At 62.5% G+C, this 24399-nt stretch carries 19 protein-coding genes and 1 pseudogene; 5 read left to right on the forward strand and 15 right to left on the reverse strand.

All coding sequences use genetic code 11. From position 1 onward, the window contains the following. Window positions 1-12: 12 nt before the first annotated feature. The 8 genes and pseudogenes from tssG to PQR42_RS07660 form a co-directional block, all read right to left on the reverse strand. Window positions 13-1119 (reverse strand): type VI secretion system baseplate subunit TssG, encoded by a 1107-nt coding sequence (tssG, locus tag PQR42_RS07625; protein WP_408383183.1) that lies wholly within the window; start codon window positions 1117-1119, stop codon window positions 13-15. Then, complete coding sequence (gene tssF / locus PQR42_RS07630; protein ID WP_408383181.1) at window positions 1116-2942, reverse strand: type VI secretion system baseplate subunit TssF; 1827 nt, start codon at window positions 2940-2942, stop codon at window positions 1116-1118. The genes tssG and tssF overlap by 4 nt, the downstream gene beginning before the upstream one ends. A gap of 15 nt (window positions 2943-2957) precedes the next feature. Continuing rightward, on the reverse strand, window positions 2958-4541 hold the full coding sequence (tssA, locus tag PQR42_RS07635) for a type VI secretion system protein TssA (protein WP_408383648.1): 1584 nt from the start codon (window positions 4539-4541) through the stop codon (window positions 2958-2960). Between the two features lie 12 nt (window positions 4542-4553). Beyond that, complete coding sequence (locus PQR42_RS07640) at window positions 4554-8435, reverse strand: ImcF-related family protein (protein WP_408383180.1); 3882 nt, start codon at window positions 8433-8435, stop codon at window positions 4554-4556. A 2-nt stretch (window positions 8436-8437) separates the two neighbouring features. Next, window positions 8438-9574 carry a KPHS_23130 family T6SS system protein gene (locus tag PQR42_RS07645; RefSeq protein WP_408383178.1) on the reverse strand — a complete coding sequence of 379 codons (1137 nt, stop codon included), beginning with the start codon at window positions 9572-9574 and terminating at the stop codon, window positions 8438-8440. A gap of 102 nt (window positions 9575-9676) precedes the next feature. Beyond that, window positions 9677-9934 (reverse strand): PAAR domain-containing protein, encoded by a 258-nt coding sequence (locus PQR42_RS07650; protein WP_408383177.1) that lies wholly within the window; start codon window positions 9932-9934, stop codon window positions 9677-9679. Window positions 9935-9947: 13 nt separating this feature from the next. Next, a complete protein-coding gene (locus PQR42_RS07655) occupies window positions 9948-10742 on the reverse strand; it encodes a hypothetical protein (protein ID WP_408383175.1) in 795 nt (264 codons plus the stop codon). Window positions 10743-11105: 363 nt separating this feature from the next. Further along, window positions 11106-11381: pseudogene (locus PQR42_RS07660) on the reverse strand (type VI secretion system contractile sheath small subunit); the annotation flags it as partial. Window positions 11382-11938: 557 nt separating this feature from the next. Here PQR42_RS07660 and tssK point away from each other — a divergent pair. The 5 genes from tssK to tssE all read left to right on the forward strand — a co-directional run bounded on the left by tssK (window position 11939) and on the right by tssE (window position 17066). Then, window positions 11939-13288 carry a type VI secretion system baseplate subunit TssK gene (gene tssK, locus PQR42_RS07665; RefSeq protein WP_408493603.1) on the forward strand — a complete coding sequence of 450 codons (1350 nt, stop codon included), beginning with the start codon at window positions 11939-11941 and terminating at the stop codon, window positions 13286-13288. Beyond that, the gene (locus tag PQR42_RS07670) at window positions 13285-14019 is read left to right on the forward strand and encodes a DotU family type IV/VI secretion system protein (RefSeq protein WP_408383166.1); all 735 of its coding nucleotides are present in this window, start codon (window positions 13285-13287) and stop codon (window positions 14017-14019) included. Before tssK ends, PQR42_RS07670 begins: the two co-directional genes overlap by 4 nt. After that, window positions 14019-15716, forward strand: a complete 1698-nt coding sequence (locus PQR42_RS07675) for an OmpA family protein (RefSeq protein WP_408383164.1) — start codon at window positions 14019-14021, stop codon at window positions 15714-15716. The genes PQR42_RS07670 and PQR42_RS07675 overlap by 1 nt, the downstream gene beginning before the upstream one ends. Window positions 15717-15835: 119 nt before the next feature. Next, complete coding sequence (locus PQR42_RS07680; protein WP_408204441.1) at window positions 15836-16321, forward strand: Hcp family type VI secretion system effector; 486 nt, start codon at window positions 15836-15838, stop codon at window positions 16319-16321. Window positions 16322-16643: 322 nt separating this feature from the next. Continuing rightward, window positions 16644-17066: a type VI secretion system baseplate subunit TssE gene (gene tssE, locus PQR42_RS07685; protein WP_408383162.1), complete on the forward strand. Its 423-nt coding sequence runs from the start codon at window positions 16644-16646 to the stop codon at window positions 17064-17066. A gap of 75 nt (window positions 17067-17141) precedes the next feature. On the opposite strand, the gene PQR42_RS07690 is transcribed toward tssE, so the two are convergent. From PQR42_RS07690 to PQR42_RS07720, 7 genes are all read right to left on the reverse strand, one after another. Then, window positions 17142-18002, reverse strand: coding sequence for a PhzF family phenazine biosynthesis protein (locus PQR42_RS07690; protein ID WP_408493604.1), 861 nt, complete (start codon window positions 18000-18002; stop codon window positions 17142-17144). A gap of 81 nt (window positions 18003-18083) precedes the next feature. Then, the gene (locus PQR42_RS07695) at window positions 18084-19202 is read right to left on the reverse strand and encodes an ABC transporter substrate-binding protein (RefSeq protein ID WP_408383157.1); all 1119 of its coding nucleotides are present in this window, start codon (window positions 19200-19202) and stop codon (window positions 18084-18086) included. A gap of 5 nt (window positions 19203-19207) precedes the next feature. Beyond that, window positions 19208-20023: a siderophore-iron reductase FhuF gene (fhuF, locus tag PQR42_RS07700; protein ID WP_408383155.1), complete on the reverse strand. Its 816-nt coding sequence runs from the start codon at window positions 20021-20023 to the stop codon at window positions 19208-19210. Further along, complete coding sequence (fhuB, locus tag PQR42_RS07705) at window positions 20023-22131, reverse strand: Fe(3+)-hydroxamate ABC transporter permease FhuB (protein WP_408383153.1); 2109 nt, start codon at window positions 22129-22131, stop codon at window positions 20023-20025. The genes fhuF and fhuB overlap by 1 nt, the downstream gene beginning before the upstream one ends. Next, entirely contained in the window at window positions 22128-22973 is an 846-nt protein-coding gene (locus PQR42_RS07710) for an ABC transporter ATP-binding protein (RefSeq protein WP_408383151.1), read from the reverse strand. Before PQR42_RS07710 ends, fhuB begins: the two co-directional genes overlap by 4 nt. Continuing rightward, a complete protein-coding gene (locus PQR42_RS07715) occupies window positions 22970-23992 on the reverse strand; it encodes a TauD/TfdA family dioxygenase (RefSeq protein ID WP_408383149.1) in 1023 nt (340 codons plus the stop codon). Before PQR42_RS07715 ends, PQR42_RS07710 begins: the two co-directional genes overlap by 4 nt. Before the next feature lie 89 nt (window positions 23993-24081). Then, window positions 24082-24321 carry an MbtH family protein gene (locus PQR42_RS07720; RefSeq protein ID WP_408383147.1) on the reverse strand — a complete coding sequence of 80 codons (240 nt, stop codon included), beginning with the start codon at window positions 24319-24321 and terminating at the stop codon, window positions 24082-24084. Window positions 24322-24399 lie beyond the last annotated feature (78 nt).

A 24399-nucleotide genomic window follows, 5' to 3' on the forward strand; every position in this document is an offset into this window, starting at 1 on the left:
GGTACTCCAGAATCAGGCACGCGACGCGAGGATCGGATTGGGCCCCGGCGCCGGAAACGCTTCGTAGCAACCGAGCGGAATAGTGATCAAACGTTCTTCGTCTGAAGGCAGAATCGTCGTCCAGGCAAGCCGCGGCGCCGGGCCTTCGGCCGCTGTGCCGATTCTCGGCGCGGGTGCGATTCGCGACGACACTTCCATGCGCAGGAACACGTCGGCCTTCGTCCCGGCGTACAGACGGATAAAGGCCATCAACTCGCGGTGCAGCCACGCTCCGGGCAACAGGTCGTGGGCCTGCTCCACGCTCGCTGGCCGCAATGTCACGCGAACGGCCCGGCTTCGGTACCTGAGGCGCGTGCCCAACACGTAGCCGCCACCGAGGCCCCGGCGCCGGCCCTCGCTTTGTGCGCTGTCAGCACTGCCCGCAGACGTGAGCGGTTGAGGCTTGCCGACGCCCTTAAGGGTCGGGAAAAACTCGTCGACACGAACATCGACACCGGGCACGGCGAGTGCGATGACCCCGGCAAGACCTTCAGCGGTACGTGTACGCTGGATCAGCAGCCCCAGCAGCGCCAGCACGCGCGAGTCGGGCAGCCCGGCGCGCGCGGGCTTCTCCCCCCAGCCGAAGCCCGCCAGGGACAGCAGCTTGCGTGAATGCGCATCGGTGCCGCCTGGACGGAAGCCGATCGGATAGCGGTACTTTTTCCACGCGCGGTACAGCAGCGTGACGATCCGGTGATTGAACTGATCGAGAAACGCTTCGAGCGCGTCGTGTCCTTCGGTTCGCAGCACGATGTCGTCGATCATGTACGAAGGCATCGCCGCATCCACGCCGTATAGGCCCATGAATGTCGTGCGCACGGTCGGCGGGGCGTTGGGTCCGTACGTGACACCCTCCTCGTCACACTCGACTGAGGCGATTTCGCCGGCTGGAAATCCGACGCGAGCTCGCGGGCGAAATCTCACGGGCTCGTGCTCCGGCGTGTCACGCGTCCCAAAGCCCGGTTGCTCCGGTACGCGCATTTCGAGCAGTTGACATAACTGCATGAAGTTCATCAACGGAGCGCGTGCGAGCAGCGATGCGACCAGCGGCTCCAGGTTGGGCGGATCTCCCGGTTTCATAGCGGGGAGCGCAGCGCTTTGCTGCGAGGCCATTCAGTGCGTTGCTGCGACGGCAGGCTCACAATCGCAAGCTTGGTGAACAGGTTGATTTCCGCGTACAGCGCGAAGAACCGGTGCAACAGTTCACCGAACAGCATCACGTCGCCCTCGCCCGCGAACGCGTGACTGTCGAGCGTGACCTCGATCAGCACACCCCGTTCGACCGAACCACCCGAGACCTCCTCCAGTAGTTCCTCCGAGACGTGCAGGATGCCCGCGAGGCGGCGGCGGTTCAGCTCATCATTGGTCCAGTCATAGAGCGCCAGTGCACCGCGCAGCACTTCCGCGTCCATCATCGACAGGAAGTTCGGCGCGAGATGCGATAGCACCCGCCACTGGAAGCGGTCGCCTGTAGGCGGATAGAGCGGCAGCGTCGGCGCCGCCAGATTACGCACGGCCGCCACGTTCGGCGTACTCTCACCGAGTTGGTTGATGCTCGCTTCGCGCAGGCCCTTTCTCGGCAGCATGCCGTTCGTGCCCGACACGCGCAGTGACAGGTTTTCTGCCGGCAGATCCTCCATCGACTCCCACGCGTGGCCGCCGAGGATGACCCACGTGTCATGCTGGCCTGTCACGCCCTGCCTGACGCGCGTATGGAAGTACCGCTCCGGTGCCTCATGGCGCAACATCCCGCCACGGTGCCGGAACGTCGCGAACGGTACATACTCGTAACGCTCGGCGTTGGCATGATCGAACGACTCGATCGCGTCGACCGAGTAGGTTTCGACATGGGCCCCCTGGTGGCCGGCGGCGACGACCCGGTATTCCGTCTCGTGGTGATTCACGTCGATCGGCTCGGCGTCGAGCGGAAACAGGTTGATGACCGGCGTACAGAAGAGCCGCACGTTCTCCGCGGTGAAACGCTGGTCGGACGGGTAAGCGTGTTTGAGCACGATCTCCAGTTCGAAGCTGGACGCGTTTGCCGGCAGCTTGGTGACATCCAGACCACACAGATCAACGAACAGAAACTTCTCGCGAAAAGTGAAATATTCGAGGAGGAGTTGACTGCCGGAAAACGCGGGCTCGGCTTTTGGCCACAAGCGTTCTTCAGTGGAAAAGCCCGCGGGTATGATGCTCACGCCCTCAAGCAGTCGTGCTTCGCCGGCCGCGCGGTTCTCGTGTGCCTCGTGAATGCGCCAGGAAATCGATTCGACCTGACGCGTGAGCGCGAGGTGCATGGCGAACGCCGTCGGCAGATCCGCATTCAGGTATAGGCGCAGTCTTGACAGATCGGTGGCTTCACGCCGCGCCGAGTGGTCGATCCCGAAGCGCAGCCGGATCACCGAGCAGCCATCGTGGCGCACGTCCGGTCCCGCGTCCGTGAGACGTAGAGGCTGGAGTGTCACCGCCTGGGTCGTGCGATAGAGGCATTGCACGGTTTTCGGTGTCGTGCCTGCGATGCCAGCAGTCGGCGGCGTCACAATCGGCGCCGAGCGCACCGGCACCCCGGCCGCCACCGTTTCGGTCTTCTGCAGCTTTTCGGCGAGCGGAGACAGTTCCACGATCGACAGTGATGGAATCATGCGCAGATAGTGCGGCCACAGGAGACTCACCAACCCCTCGGTCAGCTCCGGCAGTTCGTCGTCGAGCTTCTGCTGCAAACGCCCCGTCAGGAATGCGAAGCCTTCGTACAGGCGTTCGACGGAAGGATCTCGATCGCCAACGCGATCGAGATTGAGCATGCGTGCGCGGTCGGGATGCGCCCGCGCGAATTCCTTACCGGCCTCATGCAGGTAACGCATTTCCGCTTCGTAGTAGCGCAGGATCGAATCGTCTTGGTCCATGGAAACTCATTGTTGTTATAGCGCGAGGGTTCGCGCGGGATCCAGCACGGTCAGCTCGCCACGAAGTTGGTCGATACGTCGGGCGAGCGTCGGCCTGTCGGCGTCCTTGCGGCTGCTCATGGCTTTGAGTGCCTTGATCAGATGGTGCTTCACCTCAAAGGCGAGCGCGGGCTCCCAGCGCACGAGCGGTATGTTTTGTGTCGCGGCGTCGAGTTCGGCGAGCAACGGCAGGGCGGCATCGATGCGGCCTGCGTGATCGGCGAGGCGCGCCATGACGAAACGTTGCAGGTAGCGCTGACGCTCGGTCTTGACACCAGGCAGGGATTCCAGCCACGCAAACGCCGCCTCGAGACTTTGACGTGCGGCAAGATCCCTCGCCTGTGCCTCGATCTCGGGCCAGTCGCCGGTCGCGCCATCGTCGCTGTCGGCCGAGACCGGCAACGGTGCGACGGTCTCGCCCGCTTCGAGGTCGCGTACGACCGCGTGTCGCGCGATCCATTCGAGCGTGGCGTCATCCGCGAACGCCGTGCCGTCGTTGAACGCGAGACGCTCTATGCCGGGCAGGCGTTCGAGGAAGAGTGCGAAGTCGGCCCGCAGCAGTTCGCGCCAGGCGTCATACGGTGCGCCGACATGGTCGAGCGCGACGTGCTGGAAGTACTGCAAGTCGAACCACAGGTGATTCACGCCTTCCGTGAATGCCCCTTCGACGCGTTCTAGCAGTTCGTGCCAATGTTTCTGCAGCACGAGCCGCCTCATCTGCTGACGCAGTTCCGTGCGCGGAGGAAGCAGGCGCGTGCGGAACTGCGCGTCGGCGGGTGGCACCTCGTGCAGTGTGTCCCAGCGCACGCTGCGCACGAGCCGCACTGATGGCAGGTAGCCGTTTTCCTGATCGCGCAGCCATGTCGCCATCGTGCGTGCCTGATCCAGCAAATCGCGCGTCGAAGACACGGTGCCGCTGGTTTTGTCCGTGGCACCTTGCGCTGGCTGCTGGGATGAGTCCGCCTCCTGATCGGCACTGCGCGGCGACTCGCTGTTGCGTCGTGCAAAGCGCGCGACTAGCGGTTGCAAGTTCGGGCGCGCTGCTTCAGGCCACTCTCCGGTATGCGTGACGAGAAGATCGAGCGCCGCGATCGCGCGCTCGAGGTCCACCGGCGCGAACTCGCCTCGGCTTTCGAGCAGATCGACCATCCGCGTGGTTGCGAGAATTTCAAGCGCACCCTTCTTCGTTTCGGCACGTGCCGGCAGCAACGCGACGCCAAAGCGGCCGGCCAGCGCCGCGATCAATTCCAGTCCGTCCGCAAAGCCTGCCGGCCCATCCTGGCGCAATCGCGCGAACGTGTAGTAGCCGGCCACGCGCAGATCCTTGCCCGTTTCCCTGATCAGCTGCTCGCACGAACGCACGATCAGGGCGTCATCGATGCCCGTGAGCTTCGCTGCTTCGTCCTTCAGTTTGAAGAACGCATCCTCGTAGCCGGGATCGCGCCCGCATGGAATCTCACCGGGAAATGGCACGAGCCACGACGACCAGACATCGGCTCGTGCGGGTGGCGACGAAGGAGCTGGGTTCGTACCCAGCAGATTCTTGACGAAATGAGTCAGCACCGATTGACCTCAATAAGCAAACGCATCGGCCAGCAGGCGACTCGCATTGCTCCGCCCCGCTTTAAGCTGGCCGACCCGAGGCGGTTTCGAATCAGACAGCGGTCTTCCCTCGCTGGATTCCGTCGACGCCGCCGTCGACGACGTCGCCGCTGCCTCGCTGGCCGCAGGCTTCGCCTGGCTTTCCGTGACTTTGGGCGTGAGCAGCCGGGTCTGCGCTGGAGCACTGGCCGCTGCAGGTTGACGGGCACTTGCATCCGTGAAGACGGTGTCTACATGGCTGCCTTGGCTGGCGCCGCCGGGAATGCCAAGAGGAAGCGGCACCTCCGCAAGCCTTGCGGATTCCAGCATCGCGGCGGACAGCGGCGGCGGGCCGCCGAGTGCTTGGCTACGTGCACCTTGCGACGAACCCGTCAGGAAAATCCGCTGCGGCAAGGAGAAATGCCGCAGCGCGAGCATGTCGAGCGGCCCCTCGCCCGCTTCGCTGCGCAACTGCACCGTCAGCGGAAGGCCCTGACTCTGATCCGGTGTCCAGGCAAGCAGGTAGCGCGCGTTGTCCTGCGGAGTGACCGTCGCGCGTTCGAGCAGCCGGATCAGCCCGAAGCGGCCCTGCTTATCGAGCGCCGATCGCAGTCCACCTTCCTGCGTCTGCCATTCGATCCGCGAAAAGTTCTCCAGCGCATCGCCCGGCCAGATGAACGGCGTCCATTCTTCCTTCTGGTTGAAGTAATGCAGTTCCCGGCCTGCCAGCACGAACGTCATATCGGTGACACCCGGCGTCGGCACCGCCCGCAGTTCGAAGCGCACGCGCGCATCGCCAGACGGAAAGAGCGAGGTCGAAACGCGCATGAGTGCGTTCAACGCGGTGAGGAAGGCCGGGTCGATGGTTAGCGAGTGATGGCCCGATCCCTGCGCGGGCACCCAGCGGTCACCCTGCCGCTCGACGACGCCCGCCAACTGCGTCGTCACGAACTGGGTAATCACGCCGCTGTCGGGGCGCATGAAGCGGCCCATTTCCGGCAGCGATGCGTCGTTGTCGGAGTCGGCGAACGGGTAGCGGCCACCGAAGTTCCGGTTCCAGTCGGCGACAATGCCGGTGCGCCACGTGTCGTTCAGACTCGACGCCGCCGGCTGCAGCACGACCTGCCACGTCTGGTCGAGCGGCTGCTGGAACAGGTCACCGAAGCCCGCCCATTGCTGGCCGAGGCTCGCGGCCACGCGGCTCGCGTAGTCGCGGCTGTCGGCGATATCCGAGGTCCTGCCCTGCAGCACCGCCTGTGCGGCCGCACGCGACATCGCGTCCGGATCATTGCCCATCATGATCTGCTGCAGCTTCAGGCGCATCGCGGTGACGCGTTCCATGTAGCGTGGCACGCTGAGTTCGCTCGTGGTGGCCGCTTGTGCTGCGGCTGTGGTGTTGCCGTGGGTGTTCATCGGAGCAACCAGATCACTGCCGGCCAGGCGCAGGAGCGGACCGAATGCGGACGCAAGCGGCGCGGTGTTCTGCGGCTGGGCCGCTTTTGACGGGGTTTTCGCCCCGGCGGCGGATTCGGCGGCGCCGACCAATTGCTGCGCCTTGTTGATCAGCGTGTCGGACAGCGACTGCGTAGTCGCGCCCGCTCCTGCCTGATACACGACCACATTCATCAGGGATGCGAGCGGCGAGCGCTGAGGATCGGCCAGCAGCGTCAACTGGTCGACGGTGCCCGAAAGCGTCGTGGCGGGTTGCCAGCGGACACTGTTGAGGAACTGCTCCCATGCGCGGGCGTAGTCGTCGAAGTAGCGCTGCTGCAGTTCGGCTTTTAGCGATGAAGTTGGCGTTGCTGTGCTTCTGGTATCCGACAGCACCCAGTCGCCAGCGACGGTGCGCTGTTCGCCCGCTTCGTCGATTGCCTTTGACATGCGCTCTTCCCAGGCGGTCCGCGTGAAGACGCCGGGCACCGTGGCCGTCGTGTTGAAGAGGCCCCGGCTGCTGGTGTCTGCCAGCAGTGTCGCGAGCGAGACCGGCGGATACTTGGGTTTTGCGTCGTCAAGAATTTGCTGATAGGTCGAATCGGTCGAGTTCTGGATGCCTCTCACGCTAATCACCGTCTGGCGTGCCCCAGCGACGAGTCCCGCGTCGGGAGTGATCGCGAGCGACGGGCCGTTTGCTGCCTCGCGTTGTGCGAGGTGGTTTGCGTAGAACGTGATCAGACGCTGGCGGAGGTCCTGCCACGCGCCCTCGCTCAGGGTTGCATTGACCGGTCGCGCTGGGGCCGTGGTCGCGATGAGTTGCGGGGTGAGGAACTTTGCGTCCATGTGTTCAGGCTTGGCAAGCATCAGGTATGTCTTGAGCGTGTCGTACGCTGACTTGATCTCCGCATCCCCGCCGCTCGCGATTTCCGCATCGGAAAGCGATGCGAGTTGCCGCAGCCGTCCCTCCAGCATCGTGCGAATCGGGGCGACGACGATTCGAGCGGCACCGCTTGCGTAGCTCGGCCATAGGGCGGCAAAGAGTGCGGCGTCGCGGTTCAGGCCGAAGCGACTGTACCAAGGGGCGCTGTCCTGCTGGCGCACTTCGAGGGTGTCGAGTTGCTTTTGCAGGGCGTCGAGGGTTAGGGCGGACTGGATGGGATCTTGTGCGGTCGAGAGTTTCGAAGCCGCGTTGGCGGCCTCCGCGATTGTCGACCGGTTCGTGAAGCCCGAAAGCATGGTGCCCGTGATCCAGAGCCCAACGAGCGCGGTCGTCGTCCACGCGGCGGTTGTCGAGAACCAGAAGCCGACGCGGCGGCCATGGATGCGGCGGCTATGCTCGGCGATCGTCTGCCAGACGCCACCGGCTATGTCATGTCCCTCAACATGGGCCGGTGCGGCGATAGCGGTCATATCGTCACCCGTTTCATCCTGATCCGTCGCAGCTTCAGGAGTTGTTGCTGTGCGCTCCTTGAACAGGGGTGCGAAGAGCACGCCATGCACGGCACTGCGCCAGATACGCGACTGGCCAATCTGCACGGCCAGCTCGGACAACGAGCGTTCATATCGCGAGATGTGTTCGGACAGCTCGCCCGCATACCGGTCTGACAGATCTTTCGTGAGACGGACGACGCCGGCATCGGCCAGTTCGGTCGAAAGCGTACGCAATGAGCCATTGATTTCTTCCAGGCGGGTCCACGCGTTTGACCATGTACATCCAATCACTTCGTCCGGGCCGTTGGTGTCGATGCCAAAATCTGTCGCGTTCAATAGATAGGTAGGCGCCGCCCAGTGCAGCGCGCGGGCGTGGCGGACCAGATGCTGGGTCATGCGCTCCGTGTCGAATGAGAGATTGCCGGAGGTTTGTGCCCGCACGACCCCAACGATAGCGTCGATCGGGCGACGCTGGCGCAGATGGCGGATCTGGTCGAGCCAAGCGGTATCCAACTCGTCGCCGATCTGCTTCGCGTAAAGCAGGATGGTGCCGCCGGAGATGATGTAGCCGCTTTTTGCGAGGCCAGGTGCGAGGCGCTTGACGATCGGCTCATCCCCAGCGACCACCACCCACCGGTCCTGGTATCGCCAGCGCCACCCGTGACGCTCGCGAAGCGCATTGCGCAGCGCATCAGATCGCCCCATCCCTTCTTGCGACGGCGCGGCTTGTCCACCGCTACCGTGAGCTTGCCGTTTCCAATCGTACTGTGCGAGCCACCTCGCTGCACGCATAGATGCGATCCACAACAAGACAGCCTCGAAGTACTTCACGAGAATGACTGATACAAGCAAGCCCGATAACAAACTCAACTCGATGATGATCCGTGTATCGCGCGACCATCCGCGACCGGGCCCCTCGCCCCAGACGGCAATGCCCAATGCAACGAAAACGATGCCAATTGCGATGCCGATGAAGATCGGCACGGGCGGCGACTTCTGTTCATTCATATTTACTTTCTGCACACGAGGGCAATCATGTCGCTGCCCTCCTGGGTGATGACGAGTTGCGGATCGCCAGTGCGCGACGCATGTTCCGCGGCCAGGACCGTTGCGAGCCAGGCACCCGCGCCATCACACGCTCCAACCGTTGCTCCAAGGTCAACCCATCGAGTTTGCTTGCCGAACTGCGGCGTCGATTTAACCGAACGCACGAGTTCGTTGGCGAGGCCGTGACTCCATACCGTCCGGAGGTAAGTCGAAGCAGCCCGCCCCCAACGCGCGGCGAGTTCGAGTGCCGTGCTCACTGCGTCTGACGCTCCGATAGCCGGGCGATGCAAACATAGCGACGTCCCATTTGCAGACATGTTTCGGACGATGCCAGGATGGCCCAGCAGCAGCGCAACGCCCGTCTCGGCGACGCCGTCCTGCAATCGTTCACTGACCGCGTTACGCAACTGGATCGCGATCAGCAAATGCGCCCCGTCTGGCTTCATGTCGTCATGCCACACGTCCGTCTGTAAGAGCGATAGGTGTTCGCTACTTGCGTTGATGGTCACCCGCAGAGTCGGCGCCCTGGCTGAAATCGATTCCTGCAAGCGGGCGCGCACGTCCTCCAGATCCAATGCCGACCGCACGCACAGATCGACCTGAAGGGCGGTGCCACCAGGTAGCGCAGTCAGTTCGCTACTAATTTGGCTAACTAACTTGTTCAGCAGCCAGTCGGACAGCACCCGATGACGCGCGTGTTCCGTCAGTTCATTTCCGGCATAGAACGGCTTTCCAGGAATTTCCAGCCACCGTGCTTTGATATCGAGCCCCGGTACTGCGCGACTGGATCGGGCGCCTATCGTCACAGTGCCGTCGACCAGTCCCTCGATGCCGTTCTCCAGATCGTCGCAGGAAAAGCACCATGCGTGGCCGAGCACCACGAGAGGCGCGCTGGCCAGCGTATGGCATTTCAGTTCCGCAGCCTCGCTGACTCGATTGTTCGCAATGGCTCCGCTGCGTCGTGCGTGCGAATATGCGAGATGGCAACACAGAAAAAACGCACACGCGAGCATCGGATAGCCGATCACGCAGAACCAGAACCAGGCGGTGTTCGTCGGCCTTCCTGCGGGCCAAAGAAAAATCGCCAGCGCGGCGCCCAAGCACATGACCACACCGAGCAGCACCGCCCAAGGAAGTTTCGACGGTCGAGGCGGCTCCGGTATTGCGACCCGCGGCGGGACCCGTGCAAAGTCAATTGGCATCTATCGGACCGTCGCGCCATCTGACGTAGCGATGAGGAAACTGCCGCATTGGGTCCGATCGCCATCTCGCGAAACCGGAACACCGGCGTCGGTCATGCTGGCGCCGCCCTCGATGATTTCGTTATCGCCGTGGATTGGGCACGAAACGATGTCGCCAATCCGCGCCGCCCGGCGGCCCTTGATGTTGATACGGTTTGAACCGCTGAGGATCGTTCCGCCGTGGGTTGTGCTGTCGCCTTCGTGCGCTAGATTTTTCAAAACGCTCCCTGAGTCAATTGGCTGCAACACCAAGCCTTTTCAGAATGTATGCAGCATCGGCACGATCGCCTTCCCTTATTAGCTGGCGAGCGATTAAAGTGTAGGAATTCCGGTTGCTTGCAGTTGGCGGCTCGCATGCCATCATGTTGACCACGCCCAAATTATCGACGAGATACTGCTTGATCTTCGCAGTGCCATTCAATATGGTGGACTTTGAAAATTGACCCCACAGGTCGATTGCTTCAGAAAATCCGTATCCAACCATCGCCTCTGTGGCATCGTATCCATACCCAGTGACGAGCCACTTATCAGCGTTTCCGGACCAATCTCCACCGCAAAGCTCGCCTGTTTGCATGCTAACAAGGCATCCTGATGCAGTATTGAGCACTGGACAGTATTGTCTACTTGATCCTTCGGGCGTTCCCGAAGGGCCAAGATCTACAACCCCGCCCCGTACGACGTCCAGAACTGCGTAGTTGCCCGATGGAGAAATTCTCAGAGAGTGGCTTCCGGCAAAAATCAACCCGCCCGTCGCCGAAGCGAAATATTCCATCTGAAAGAGCGGAATCTGGTTTCCAGTCGTCTCAAGGAAGACCGCTCTCTTCCATCCGGGTCCAAATTTCTTTGCTTCATTATGTTTTAATGGCTGAGAGAAAACTATGGACGAACCACCTCGAAAGTTTATTTTTTCCTGCTCGACGCCTGTATCAACGCTTGCTTGCGCAGAGGTCGACGCAATCGACACGCATGCGATAACCAATGCTTCATAGGTGCGCCCTCGCATATCAGTTTTCCCCGCCCAGTTCATTCGTCAATCGTTCCATCGATACAAAACCTTCCGCTAATGGCCATCATGGTCATCAATCACATCCAAAACTCCCCACTGCAACCCTTCTCTGGATTTCTTTGAAAAAGGTATATAGCTACCACCTTTGCAAATTTTATCGAAAACTATTTGACCGCTTTTCGCAACATATACTTCACCGGGGACAAGCGCATTCGAAACGATGTATTCATAATCGTCATTTTTGAATTTTAAGTGAGTTCCCATCCCCTCAGCGAGCCGCGAGACATCAACCAATGAAATCCTGCCTCGCGGTGGCAGGCGAGCCAATGGGTATTTAAAGTCAATTTTTGATTTCGTTCCATATCGATATTGCACATAGCCGTTGAGCGATACCGGAAGCTCGGAGCCATCCTCGGCGAGTGTGTTCTCGGCCGCAACCCTGAGCTCCGGAGACAGGTCGGACAGGACGGCGTCGAAGTTGTTCTTGTCGATATTGGTCTTACGGCGCTCTGCAAGCGGAGCCTGCTCCTTGCCCGCGCTGAAGTCCCCGGCGACAAGCAGCTTGAGGGGCAGCTCGACTTTCTTCTGGGCGCCGCCCGTGTGGAGATCCAATGTAATTGAGACGCGAGACTTCGGGATTTCGTGCTGGAAGCTGTCCATTATGTAGTCCTTATAATAGGATGGTCACCGTGGTATCGCGGAAACGTGTTCCATGCGCTGAGGCATCTCCATCGTCACTCCGAGGCGGCAACTGCATTCCGCTTTCGAATGACGCTGTCAGGCACCCATAGCGCGGCCCTCACTTATGCGATTGCTTTTAATTCGACCGATATTAAACACGGTACCAAGCCATCAAGTCAAAGGATTCTTGATTTGTTGTAAATCGTCGAATGAGAATATCTTCAGTTTAACAAAAATCCACAATTACCATGAATCCAGCAAAACAAGGATTATTTGCTTACCTCATTCCCAGCACCGAAAGACTTGTCTGAATATGGCGCGCACGTCATGCGAAAACTCTGAATTTCAATTACCCAATTACGAAACACTTTTTCCAACTATAAGAATAACGATGGTTTTATTCTTATTAATGAAACGATTGACCTGCAAATCCGATACTTTCGTTATTGAGATTAACGATTAAGAGTTTACCGGTGCCATTTATAGCGTATAGAATCCGCAATCCAGATCAAAGATAATCAGAGAAGACCACACCCATGCGGATCGACAAACCGCTCTGGTACGAAGGCCTGATCCTCAACCAGCAGCAATTCCAGCAGCAGGACCGGTGGACGGATTTTGTGCACCGCCAGTTCGCCTCCGCTGCGATCGCCGAGCCGTGGGGTACGCTCGAGGTAGCGATTGACGAGGAAGCGCTGCCAAATGGACGGCTCAGGCTCACGCGCCTGAAACTTCGTTTTCCTGACGGTACGCTGTTCGATACCTCGGTGAGCGACGTACTGCCTTCCGCACGTGACCTCACGCAAGGCCTGTCACCCGATACGCAAAGCGTTGTGGTGCTGGCGGCCCTGCCGCTCGTGAATGCCACGGGGAGCAACTGCCGCTTCGATGAGACGGCACTCGCGCGGCCACGTCGGTCGTACCGCGAATTCGTGAAAGTCACCGATCTGAACGGCACGGACGAGGCGGAAATCGCTGCCGAACGCCACGCGGTGCGATTGCTGTTCGACTTCGAACAGCACGCGGATGACACGGTCTGCGCGATCGCGCGTCTTACGCGTGGCACAGGCGGTGACTTCCATGTCGACCATCGCTACGTGCCACCGTGTCTGACGCTCGCGGGTCATCCGCTGCACGTCGAGCGGGCGAACCGTCTTGCCGACATCCTGCGGGCAAAGAGCGTTGCACTGGGTGCTCGTAAGAGCGAGCGTATGGAGGCCATTGCAGAATACGGCGTCGCCGACGTGTCGTTGTTCTGGCTGCTGCACTGCATTCACACATACTGGCCACAGCTCCGGTTCTTCGGCACGCACCCGAGTCAACCGCCCGAGCGCCTCTATTCGACGCTCGCCCAACTGGCCAGCGTGCTGATGACGTTTTCGACAGGCGCTGAACTGAACGAGATCCCGGCGTACGACCACGCACGGGCCGATGCGATTTTCGCGAAACTCGAAGCACTGGTCCGCGATTTGCTCGACTCGATCATTCCGTCCCGCGTGATATCGATCAACCTCACGCGTAAGAGTCCCACCACGTGGTCCGGCCAGTTTCTGGACGAACGCCTCGTCGCCGGCGCGGACTACTACCTGTCGGTCCACTCAGGGGTCGCGCCGTTCGAACTGATCGAGCAGTTTCCGAAGCTGTGCAAGATCGGCGCGCCGGACGACGTCGAGCACATCGTCAATTCCGCGCTTGCGGGCATTCCGCTGAAGGCGGTCCAGCGTGTGCCAGCCGCGATTCCGGTGCGTCTGGACAACCTGTATTTCGCACTCGATCCGAGCAATCCAGCGCACGCCAGGATGCTGGCCGCCCGTGCCTGCCAGATCTATCTGCCGACGACGGTGGCCGATCCATCGCTCGAACTCTACGCGGTGATGCGCTCATGAGAACGCTCGCAAGGAACCTGAAGGAAGTCTCATCGATGGATGCCCAGCCGGTCCTCGACCGGACATCCGGTGCCGGCATTCGTGATCTGCTACGCGACACGGCACTGCTCGTCAGCACACTGACGCAGGGTGGCACGACCGACCCCGTGGACCAGTTGCGCCAGCGCTGCGTGCAGTTGATGGCGGCATTTTCCGCCGCGCTCGAACAGCGCGGCTTCGCCGTCGACGTGCGGGAAGACGCTCAATACGCCCAGTGCGGGCTGCTCGACGAAGCGGTACTGCGCTGTGCGTCGATAGAAGACAGGTCCAGCTGGGAGGCTCATCCATTGCAAGTCGAGCGGTTCGGCAAGCTCGACGCCGGCGATCACGTCTTCGACCGCCTCGCGGAGCGCTTGCGTGAGGCATCGCCCAACGTCGATCTGCTCGAATGCTACGCGGCCGTCCTTGGGCTCGGGTTCATGGGCCGCTATGCGCGTGAAGGGGAAGCGAAACGCGCGACGTTGATTGCAACACTCGACGCCCGGCTAGAGAAGTTGCGGCCCGCCGTCAGGCGGACGTTTCTCGCCGATCGCCCTGGACGACGTATGACGGACTGGTTCTATCGCCTGTCGCCGTGGGTAATCGCCGCACTCGGCTGTATCGTTGCTGTCCTCGTCTATCTGATCTGTGATCAGGCGCTCAATGCGCAACTCGCCCATCTGGTGTCGTCTGCGCCGGCAATGAAGCCGTGATGTCCGAACTGCGTCTGGGGTATCCGTTTCGAGCGATGGTCGTTTTTGCGGCTGTGTTGGCGCTTACGGTACTGTTTCTGGCTCTTCCCGTCGGCCGCGGCGTAGCCTGGACAGTCGGCGTGGACATGGGGCTGGTCGCGTTCGCCGCAGTCGTACTTCGTACGCTGCAACGCAACCGGGCCCGCGTGCAAAGCGCGCATGTGCTTGCCGCGTTAGGTGCCACGTCTGCCGATCTGCCCCAGAGTCTGCGCACTCGTGTGCCGCTTGTGTTGGTTACGGGAGACGCGCTCCGGGAGTTGTTCAACCGCGGGGGTCATGAGGAGCGGCTGGCGCACGTCGGCGACGGAGCGATCTGGCTGCGGGTCAACAACCCGCGCGACCTGCCGCGCGTCGCGATCGCAGCGAAGCAATGGCGCGATGGCCGCGCACCGGATGGTGTCGTGCTGTCGATCGCACCTGCCTCGCATGCCAGCGAAGACGCGCTCACGCAGGCGCTGCGCGTAACACGTCAGGCAGCAAGCGACACTTCACGAATGTTCGGCGCGCGGTTACCCGGCTACGTTGCCATCTACCAGCGGCTCACCGCATCGCCTGCAGCGAATCCACAATGGTATGGCGTGTCGTCGGCCAGCAGATTGACGGACGCGCGGCGCTTCGATGCGGTGTTGCGATCTGCCGAAATGCAGGTCCAGCAGGCCGGGGGCAATCCTGTTCCCGCGGCTCGCGCGGCGGGTCTCGCATCGATCATCGGCTGGACGCAGCGCGTCGTGACCGGCCCGCTCACCGACGCACTGCAGCCGGCGGCGGCCTGGCAGCTATTGGGCGCCGGCTGGATCGATTGCGGCCCGGCGAGCGATCCCCGCTCACCGTGGGCGCACGACGTCCACACGCGCTCGCGAATCCTGCCACCGCCGATGGTTGCCTCGCCCGCGCCGTGGCCACTGCCGCAGCCGCTGATCGAAGCCATGCCAAGACGGCCGTGGGTGTCGCCGCGTCTGGCTGCGCTCGCGCACGCGATCGCTCTGCTCGCCTGCGTCGGTACGCTGGCCATCTGGGGTTCGGCAAAAAACAACCAGGCTTTGCTCAAGCACGTCGACGCCGATCTTGGCCGATACTTCACGACTCCAACTGAACATGACACCGCGCGCCGCGATGCGTTGCAGGCGCTCGTCGCGGACCGCGACCAGATCGACCGCTACGCGCGCCTGGGCGTACCGCTGCGCCTGTCGTTCGGCATGTATCGCGGGGCGGCTCTCATGCCCGTACTCAACACCGCGATCGCCTCGTATCAACCGCCACCTCCGCCCCCAGCAGTGGTGACACTCGACAGCATGTCGCTCTTCGACAGCGGGAAAGCACAACTCAAAGCAGGCTCAACCCGTGCGATCGTCGGCGCGCTGGAAATGATCAAGGCCCATCCGGACAAGCGGATTCTGGTAGCCGGACATACCGATAACGTCGGCGACGCCGGCAACAATCTGAAGCTGTCAATGGCGCGCGCGGGGGCAGTGCGCGACTGGCTGGTTGAAGCGTCGGGCGTTCCGTTCACGCAGTTCGCGATCCAGGGCTACGGTGACACGCGCCCAATTGCCGACAACGAAACCGACGCCGGACGTACGAAGAACCGGCGCGTCGAAATCACACTGGTGCCGGACGCCCCGAAGCAAGTCCCCCGGGAGGATTCCACTGGCATCTGAGCAGGACACGAGCACGCCGCTCGAAGCAGTTCGGACCTGGAGCACGGCTTTGGGACATTCGCGGTCCGGGGATCGAATCCGGACGATTGTTGCAATCAAAACAAAAAGGAGAAAGAAAAATGGCAATTCCGGCATACATGTGGATCAAGGACGATGGCGGCGCCGACGTCAAAGGCTCTGTCACGGTCCAGGGCCGCGAAGGCAGCGTCGAAGTGGTTGCGCTCGATCACAGCGTCAACATCCCCACCGATTCGAATACGGGCAAGCTGACGGGCACGCGTGTGCACGCTCCGATCACCTTCACGAAGGAAACCGACGCCTCGACGCCGTACCTGTACAAGGCAGTGACAAGCGGCCAGACGCTGAAGTCGATCGAGATCAAATGGTACAAGATCGATGATGCGGGCAAGGAAAAGGAATACTTCAACACGAAGCTCGATAACGTGAAGGTCGTGGCGGTCAAGCCGAAGATGCTCGACATCAAGAATCCGGCATTCGAGAAGCACAACCACCTCGAAGACGTCGAACTGCGCTACGAAAAGATCACGTGGTCGTACAAGGACGGCAACATCATCCACGCCGACAGCTGGAACGAACGCTCGTAAGACTCTCAGAGAGGATGGCAAGGGCCACCTGATCTCCGGATCAGGATGTGTGTCACCTTCTTTTTCTCCGGGCCGCCTTGCACGGGCTGGCGGTTCTTATTCATGCCCGGCAGCCGGTCACGCTTCGGCGCCCTATTTTTTCCGAACGATCATGACGCTGCGGGACTCCACGCATCTGCTTCGCAAGCTCAACCCGCACTGCGAGCGCGCTGGCCGCGGACGAAAGTCTCGCGATCGACTTCATCGACCGTTTCGACAAACCCTGCCCGGCCTACGTGCCGGCTAGCGATCCCGTAGCGTCCGCTACTTGACGGAGAACGCGATGCCAGTCGGCGCTTCCCTGCACGACAAACTGCTTGGCCAGATCGGCGGTGAACCCCTGGATGCCTACGATAACAAGACACTCGAGATACTGAGCGTTCAGCAGAATATTCGACGCATCCTCAACTCAAGGGCGGGCGCGCTCAAGCACTTGCCGGATTACGGACTACCGGATCTCACGAACATCTACAAGGCGCTGCCAGCTTCCGCGCATCTGCTCAAGCAGCAGATGGAGGCGACACTGCTTGTGTACGAACCGCGCATCCGGTCGATCGAGGTGGAATACATCGACAATCCTGATCCCGGTGTGTCGGTGAGTTACGAAATGATGTGTCACCTGAAGAAGGCTGGACTGGTGCGGTTCGGAACGTACTTTGAGCCGCCGGGTCGTATGCGCGTGCAGCGGATTCAAGGGGAGCGCTGAGCCGACGTGGCAGGTGAAACTATCGCGCGACACGTGGTGTGTATTCGTATCCGAGCAAATCGGATTGCGCACCGCCTATAGGGCGATTACACCTCGCCCAATCTCGATGACACGTCCGCCAACATGAATCTCACCACTCTCGGTCACAGATAGACGCAGCAGATTGGGGCGCCCTACCGCTTCGCCTTGTTCGATCTCAAACGCCGCCGGCAATTTGGTCTCGTTGGCGAGCAGCCAGCCGCCCAGGTTTGCGCAGGCCGAACCCGTCCCCGGATCTTCCGAAAAGCCGCCACTCTTCGTCGCAAAGAAATACCGCGATAGCACGCTTCCCGGCCGGGCGGAATCGAATGCGAACACGTACGCAGCCTTTCGGCCGAGACTGCTTTGCGGCCATATATCCAAACGTGCGCTGTCGGGCCGCGCACGGCGAACCGCGTCCGTGCTGTTGACGGCGATCAGTAACTGATCCGAACCGGTATTGACCCATATTGGCGATGCCAGCAAATCATCTTCACTCAGGCCTAATAGGGATGCAATTTCTCCATCCGTGAGAGTACTGGCTGCAGTCTTCGGCTTACCCGCATGCGGCGCCGCGAAAGTCCACACGTCCTGGCGTGCGGTTACGGGTACAACCCCCGCCTGAAACTCGAGAGTGAGGTTGTCACCGGTCTGGAAGACGTCTCGCACCACGTGTGCGGTACCCAGCGCGGGATGTCCTGCAAATGGCATTTCATAGCCCGGTGTGAAGACCCGAACCTGCGCGCTTGCACGATCCGAAGGTAAAACAAACGTCGTTTCGGAAAGGTTGAATTGAGCGGCAAGAGCAAGCATTGTCGACTCATTCAAGCCACGCGCATCTTCGAATACGCACAACGGATTACCGCCGAAAGTGGATTCGGCAAACACGTTTAACAGGCGGAATGCGTAGTTATTCATTCAACAGTACCTTGGCGACAGATTGGCAAACAGCTGTCGAGACATAATACCCGAGCAGCTATTTGGGCGACCTGCGTCGAGTTAGCGTTCCTGATTCTTGACACCAGACGCCGGCAACGACAGCAAAGTATCAGTCATCGTATCGGCAAGCCGCAACGCCGACATCGGCCCACCAAAGCCCCAGATATTCCTTTCGACAAGCCCAACGCGCCCCGCGCTGCGAGCCGGCACGAAACGCCAGATCGGCGAATCGAGTTTGGTGGCGAGCGGGACGTCCGTTTCAGTCGCACTGACGAACAGCACGGTCAGCTTCGGCTTCTTCAATAGATCCTCCGAACTCACGTACGCCGTGCCCTCGCGAGTCGCTTCTGCGGGCCACAAGTTGAGCCCGAGCGCATGCGCGACACCCGCCGCCGTGCTATTGCCAGTGAATGCCCAGTAACGGTCCGGCAAGCCCAGTTCCTGCAACCACGCGACCTGTTCGCCACGACGGCCTGCGTCGGCGAGACGCTGCGCGTCGCGGGCGAAACCTGCGTCGACCTTGACCTCGACCGCGCGCGCCGCCTCCTCGCGTCCCGTGAGACAGCCGATGGTGCGCAAAATCTTGCGGCCCCAATCGAGCTGCGTGACGCGGGCGCCGTCTTCGCTAAAGTTCGGGCCGTATTTGAACAGCACGGTTGGCGCGATGCGTTCGAGCGCCGCAAAAATCGGGGCATGGCGCAAACCAACGCCGAGGATCAGATCCGGTTTGGCCGCTGCAATCGCCTCGAGACTCGGCTCCTGCCTCGTGCCGATGTCGGGCACCGACGCAAGACGCGCATTGTCGTAGCCGATCCACACCGGGTAATACTCGGGGTCGGCCATGCCGACCGGTGTGATGCCGATCGCCGCGAGGTCTTCGGCGAACATGAATTCGAGGACGACGATGCGCTTCGGGTGCGCGGGCAGCGACGGACTCGCTTGCGAGACGATCGGGTTGTCGGCGAGCGGCGTGCAGGTTTGCTGCCGCGCTTGCGTGATGCTTGCGTGAGCCGCATTGCCGGGGTCCGCTGCGGGCGCGGCGCTGCTACTACCTTGCGCAAACGCGTACGAGTTGAAAAACAGCGTCGCTGCCACCGCGGTACTCACGCAAAGCTGCCTGAACCAGAGGGTTTTCTTCGTGCGGCGCGACCACTGCGCCGATGGCGTCGTCGGCGTCATTGGCGTCAATGCGAAGCGGCCTGCAATGCGATCTCCGCATCGCTCATCGTCAACAGCAGGGGGCAGCGTCCACACAGTTGCGTCTCTCCAGGAATTTCATAACGTACGCAGCACACGCGCCGTGCGCTGAACGGATTCGGCAAATTCGCGGCGCGCGGCTTTGCCTGGCGCACGGGCAGACGCAGCGGATTGGCCTCGCCGTCGGCAGCGATCGGACCGAAGAGCCACGCGATGTCGTCGGTCAAATCGAATTGCGGCGCGCATTGTTCGAACAGGTAGTCCAGCAGATTGCCCGCATTGCTCCACAAAACGCGCGGTGCGATTTTGGTCATCGCGCACAGCGTCTCGATCACCGCATTCAGGTGATCGACGAGCGGCGCGTAACGGCGTGCCGGGTCGCACTCAACCGGCTGCAAAGCGTCGTACTCAAAATACGCGGCAACAGGCAGGCCGTCGCGCAGCACGACATAAGTTTTATCCGGCGACATCGCAAGCGGCCGGCGCAGCAACGCTGCCGACACGAATCCGGCCGTCGCCGCAAAACCGAAGTAGTACTTGGTCCATTGCGACAACAACGCGCGTGCATGCGTTTCGTGCTCGCCGCCGTAGAGCGTGACCATCGCATCGAGCAATTCGGCGCGATGATTGGCCAACTCGCTGACGGGGATCACGCTCAGCGACTCGGTTGCGTCATCGGCGAGTGCGGATTCCTCGATCGCGTTCGGCGTGCCGAGCCACACGTGCTCGAGATAATGCGCGATCGACTCCGGCGCGAAGGCCGCGAAGCACTGCGCGCGCTCGTCGTGACCAGGTTTCCGCATCACCGTTTGCCCCGCTTCTCGCGCCGAGCCTCCACGATCAGCAGCGCAAGCAGATAAGGCGCGCCGATCAGCGCGGTCAATACACCGGCGGGAATTTCGCGCGGCGCCAGCAGCGTGCGCGCCGCGATATCGGCCACGATCAGCACCAGCGCCCCGCACGCCGCCGCCAGCCACAAGCGCGTGCGATGAGCACGCGCGCCGAGCATCGACGCCAGATGCGGCGCCATCAAACCGATAAAGCCCACCGGCCCCACCGCAGCCACCGCCGCGCACGCAGCGAGCGTCGCCACGGTCAGCACCAGCGGACGCAGCACGCCGATCGGCAACCCCAGCGAAGCGGCCTGGTCGTCGCCCAGTGCAAGCAGATCGAGCGGCCGCGCGAGCAGCGCGAACACCGGCACAGCCAGCACGCACCACGGCAGCAACGTCGTCACTTCGCCCCAACTGCGTCCATACGTGCCGCCGACCAGCCACACGACGAAGCGCGCCGGCTGCACGCTTTGCTGCGTGATGAGCCATTGCGACAGCGTCGTCCATAGCGTGCCGATCACGATGCCCGTCAGCGCGACCGCGAGCGGCGCATAGCGATGCCGGCGATTCAGCAAGAGCGTCAAGGCCAGCGTGACGCCGCCACCCGCGAGCGAGGCGACGGCCAGCGTCGAATGGGCGGCAAGCGGCCACATCACGAGCGCCCCGAGCGTCGCGAGACCCGCGCCTTGCGTCACGCCGAGCACTTCGGGTCCGGCGAGCGGATTGCGCACGATGCTTTGCATCAGCACCCCGCTTGCGGCGAGCAGCGCGCCCGCCAGCAACGCGCAGATAAGGCGCGGCAGACGCAGATCGAGCAACATCCTTGCGAGCTCGTCGCGGTGATCGAACGCGGCGAGCCAGCGCGGCACGCCGATCGTCGTGGGACCGAACGATGCGCCCGCGCACACGAGCACGATGCCGAGCAGCACCAACACGCTTGCGGTCAGCGGCCACGGCCACGCATCCATCACGCGCACGAAGCGCGTACCCGCTCGCGCGACGACGCGCTCCTGACCGGCATGCAATGCGCCCGACCACGCGGCGCCGCTGCGGATCATCGCGAGCATCAACGGCGTGCCGACGAAGGCGATCGCCACGCCGGTCGAAAGGGTCGCGTCGAGATCGAGCGCCTGCACGGCGCTATCGGTGACGAGCACCAGCGCGCCGCCGACCAATGCGGACAAGGGCACGAGCGCGGCGAGCCGTGACGATTTCGCGCCACGCACCTGACGCAGCAGATTGGGGGCGATCAAGCCGACATACGAGAGCGGTCCAGCGACACTCACCGCGACGCTCGCGAAGCCCACCGCCACCACCATCGCCGCGAGCCGCGTCGCGTCCACGCGAACGCCGGCCGCTGCCGCTGCATCGTCGCCGAGGGCAAGCGGATCGAGCGGGCGAATCACGAAGGGCAATGCAATCAACGGCAGCACGAGCCACGACGCGGCGATCTTCAATCCTGCCGCGCCAGGTTGATACAGACTGCCGCTCGCCCACAACGACACGCCGACGATGCTCTGCTCGAAGAACGCGAGAATCAGCGTAGTCAGCGCGGAGAACAGCAGCATGCAGACACTGCCGGCGAGCACGAGCCGCAACGGCGTCGCGCGCCAGCCACCTGCCGCCGCGGCCACGCACACGGCGGCGCCGAGACCGCACACGAACAGCAGCGGCACGGACGCCACGCCGGCCAGCGACGGCACCAGCATCGCCGCGAGCAAGCCGAGCTGCGCACCGCCGGTGATGCCGAGCAGATCGGGCGAAGCCAAAGGATTGCGCGTGAGCGATTGAAACAACGTGCCGGCCACCGCGAGGCAGCCGCCGGCCACCAAAGCCGCCAGAATGCGCGGCACGCTCAGGTCGAACAACAGGATGCTGGCGAGTTGCGCGGCATCGGTGCCCGCGGGCGCGGCGAGCCATGTGCGAAAACCGGGCGCAAGCCGCATCACAGCCACGACGACGATCAACATGACTAGCGCGGCACCGATGGTCGTGACGCGGCTTTTGACGGGCGCACGATAGCTGTCCATCATTGGCGTGCTACGACGCAGGCGTTTGCGTGCTGCAAGCGTCGTCATGCGGCGACGTCCTTACTCATGGCTTCTTCGTGAAGCGAAGCCGCGTCGCCTTCATACGCCGGCACGCACATCGGCGCGCCCGTTTGCGGATGCGCGATCTTGAGCATGGGCACGCTGAAGGTCTCATTCAGATGACGTGGGTCGAGCATCGCATCAGGCGAGCCTTGCGCGACGATGCGGCCGGCGCGCATCAACACGATTTCGTCGCTGTACGCCGCCGCCTGATTCAGGTCGTGCAGCACCCACACGATCGTGAGGCCGCGCTCGCGATTCAGGCGCCGCAACTCGCGCAGAATGTCCAGTTGATGATGGATGTCGAGATACGTGGTCGGTTCGTCGAGCAGCACGATCGGCGCCTGTTGCGCGAGCGCCATCGCGATCCACGCGCGTTGCCGTTCGCCGCCGGAGAGGGCGGCGACGTCGCGCGCGGTGTCGTCGGCGAGACCGCTGGTGACGAGCGCTTCGTCGATCGCGGCGTGGTCGGCGCGCGAGAGTCCGCGCAGCCAGCCGCCGTGCGCGTAACGACCGTACGCGACCAGTTCCCGCACGGTGAGGCCGGACGGGATCTGGTTGAACTGCGCGAGCATGGTGAGCGTGCGCGCCAATACGCGGCGCCCGTGTGAAGCGAGCGGCACGCCGTTGACATCGACGCTGCCGGACAGCGCCGGTTGCAAGCCCGCTAGCGTGCGCAACAGCGTGCTTTTGCCACAGCCATTCGGTCCGCACAGAGCCGTGACGCGGCCGGCCGCAATGTTCAGGTTCAGACCGTGGAGCACGACGTGATCGCGGTAGCCGACCGTCAGCGAATGCGCCGCAAGCGCCGCGCCCTGCGATTTCGTCATTGCGCGGTCGTCCGTTTTTCGCCTTCGGCCTCGCTGTAGCTTCGCGCCATCGCGACCACGACCTTGCGTGGCCCTTCGAACGGATCGCGCGCGTGCGCGGTCAGCATGTTGTCGAGCATCAGCACGTCGCCGGTCAGCCACGGGAACACAATCCGCTGCTGGTCGAGCACGCCGCGGATTTCCGCGAGCGCGCCCGCTTCGAGCGGTTCGCCGTCGCCGTAATAGACGTTGCGCGGCACGTTTTCGAGGCCGACCGAATCGATCAGCGCTTCTTGCATGTCTTCATCGAGCGACGAAAGGTGGAACAGGTTCGCCTGATTGAACCAGACATACTCGCCGGTGCGCGGGTGGCGCGCCACCGCCTGGCAGCGCTCGCGCGTGCGCAGCAGCAGTTCGCCGTCTTCGCTGTCGCGCCATTCGCATTCGATGCCGCGCGCGCGGCAAATCTGCTCGACCGTGCGCGGGTCGTCCGAACCGAACGCCTGCTCCCACGGCAGATCGAGACCTTGCCCGAAGTTGCGCACGTAGAGCAGCTCACGCTTTGTAAAACGCTCGACCAGCGCCGGATCGAGCGCTCGATAAATTGCGCGGCTATCGGCGATCGGCGTCGCGCCGCCGGCGCGCGCGGCAAGCGCACAGTGGAACCAGATACGCAACGGCCATTCGCGCGTATATGACTGCTCGTTATGCAAGGGAATCGAACGATGCGGCGGATATTCCGTCGACGTGTACACCGCGCCTTCCACCTGGCTGCGCGGCGTCGACGCGAACTCATAGCCGATCAGCGGATGCCCGAACGAGCCCGCGAAACTTTGAAACGCGTCGATCGAGGCCACGCGAAAACCGGTGAACAACACGCCGCCCGCGCGTTCGAGCGTGTGGTCGACGATCGCACGCAAGAGCGGCGCCGCTTCCTCCAATGAAATCTCCGCGCCCGCGCGCGGCGAAACGACAGTCGGCAAGCCCGGCTCCATCGACAAATCGGCGAGCGTGGGCAGCGGCATCGAAAGCATGGTCATACTCTGAATCCTTTTGCTGAAGCGGCGTGGCCGAGCACATGGCCGGGCCCGCCGGATTGCGCTGCGCGTGCTTTAGGCCGTCACGTTCTTCAGGCCGCCGCGTCCATGTGTCTGCGCAAGCTGGCTGGACGCATGTCGGTCCACACGGTCTCGATGTGCGCGAGACATTCGGCCTTCGGGCCGCGCACGCCCACTTCGCGCCAGCCCGCCGGCACGTCGCGGAACGTCGGCCAGATCGAGTACTGCTCTTCGTCGTTGATGACGACGGTGTAGACGAGGTCGTCCGCGTCGCCGGCTGCCGCGCTGGAGGGTTGCTGTGCTTGCGTCATGATGAAAGGCTCAGTCGATGAAAAGGTCAGGAAGCGCCGGGACAGACAGCGCACTGGCATGTCCCGGCCCAGCGGCAC

The sequence above is a fragment of the Paraburkholderia sediminicola genome (genome assembly GCF_046027355.1).
Lineage (GTDB): Bacteria > Pseudomonadota > Gammaproteobacteria > Burkholderiales > Burkholderiaceae > Paraburkholderia > Paraburkholderia sediminicola_B.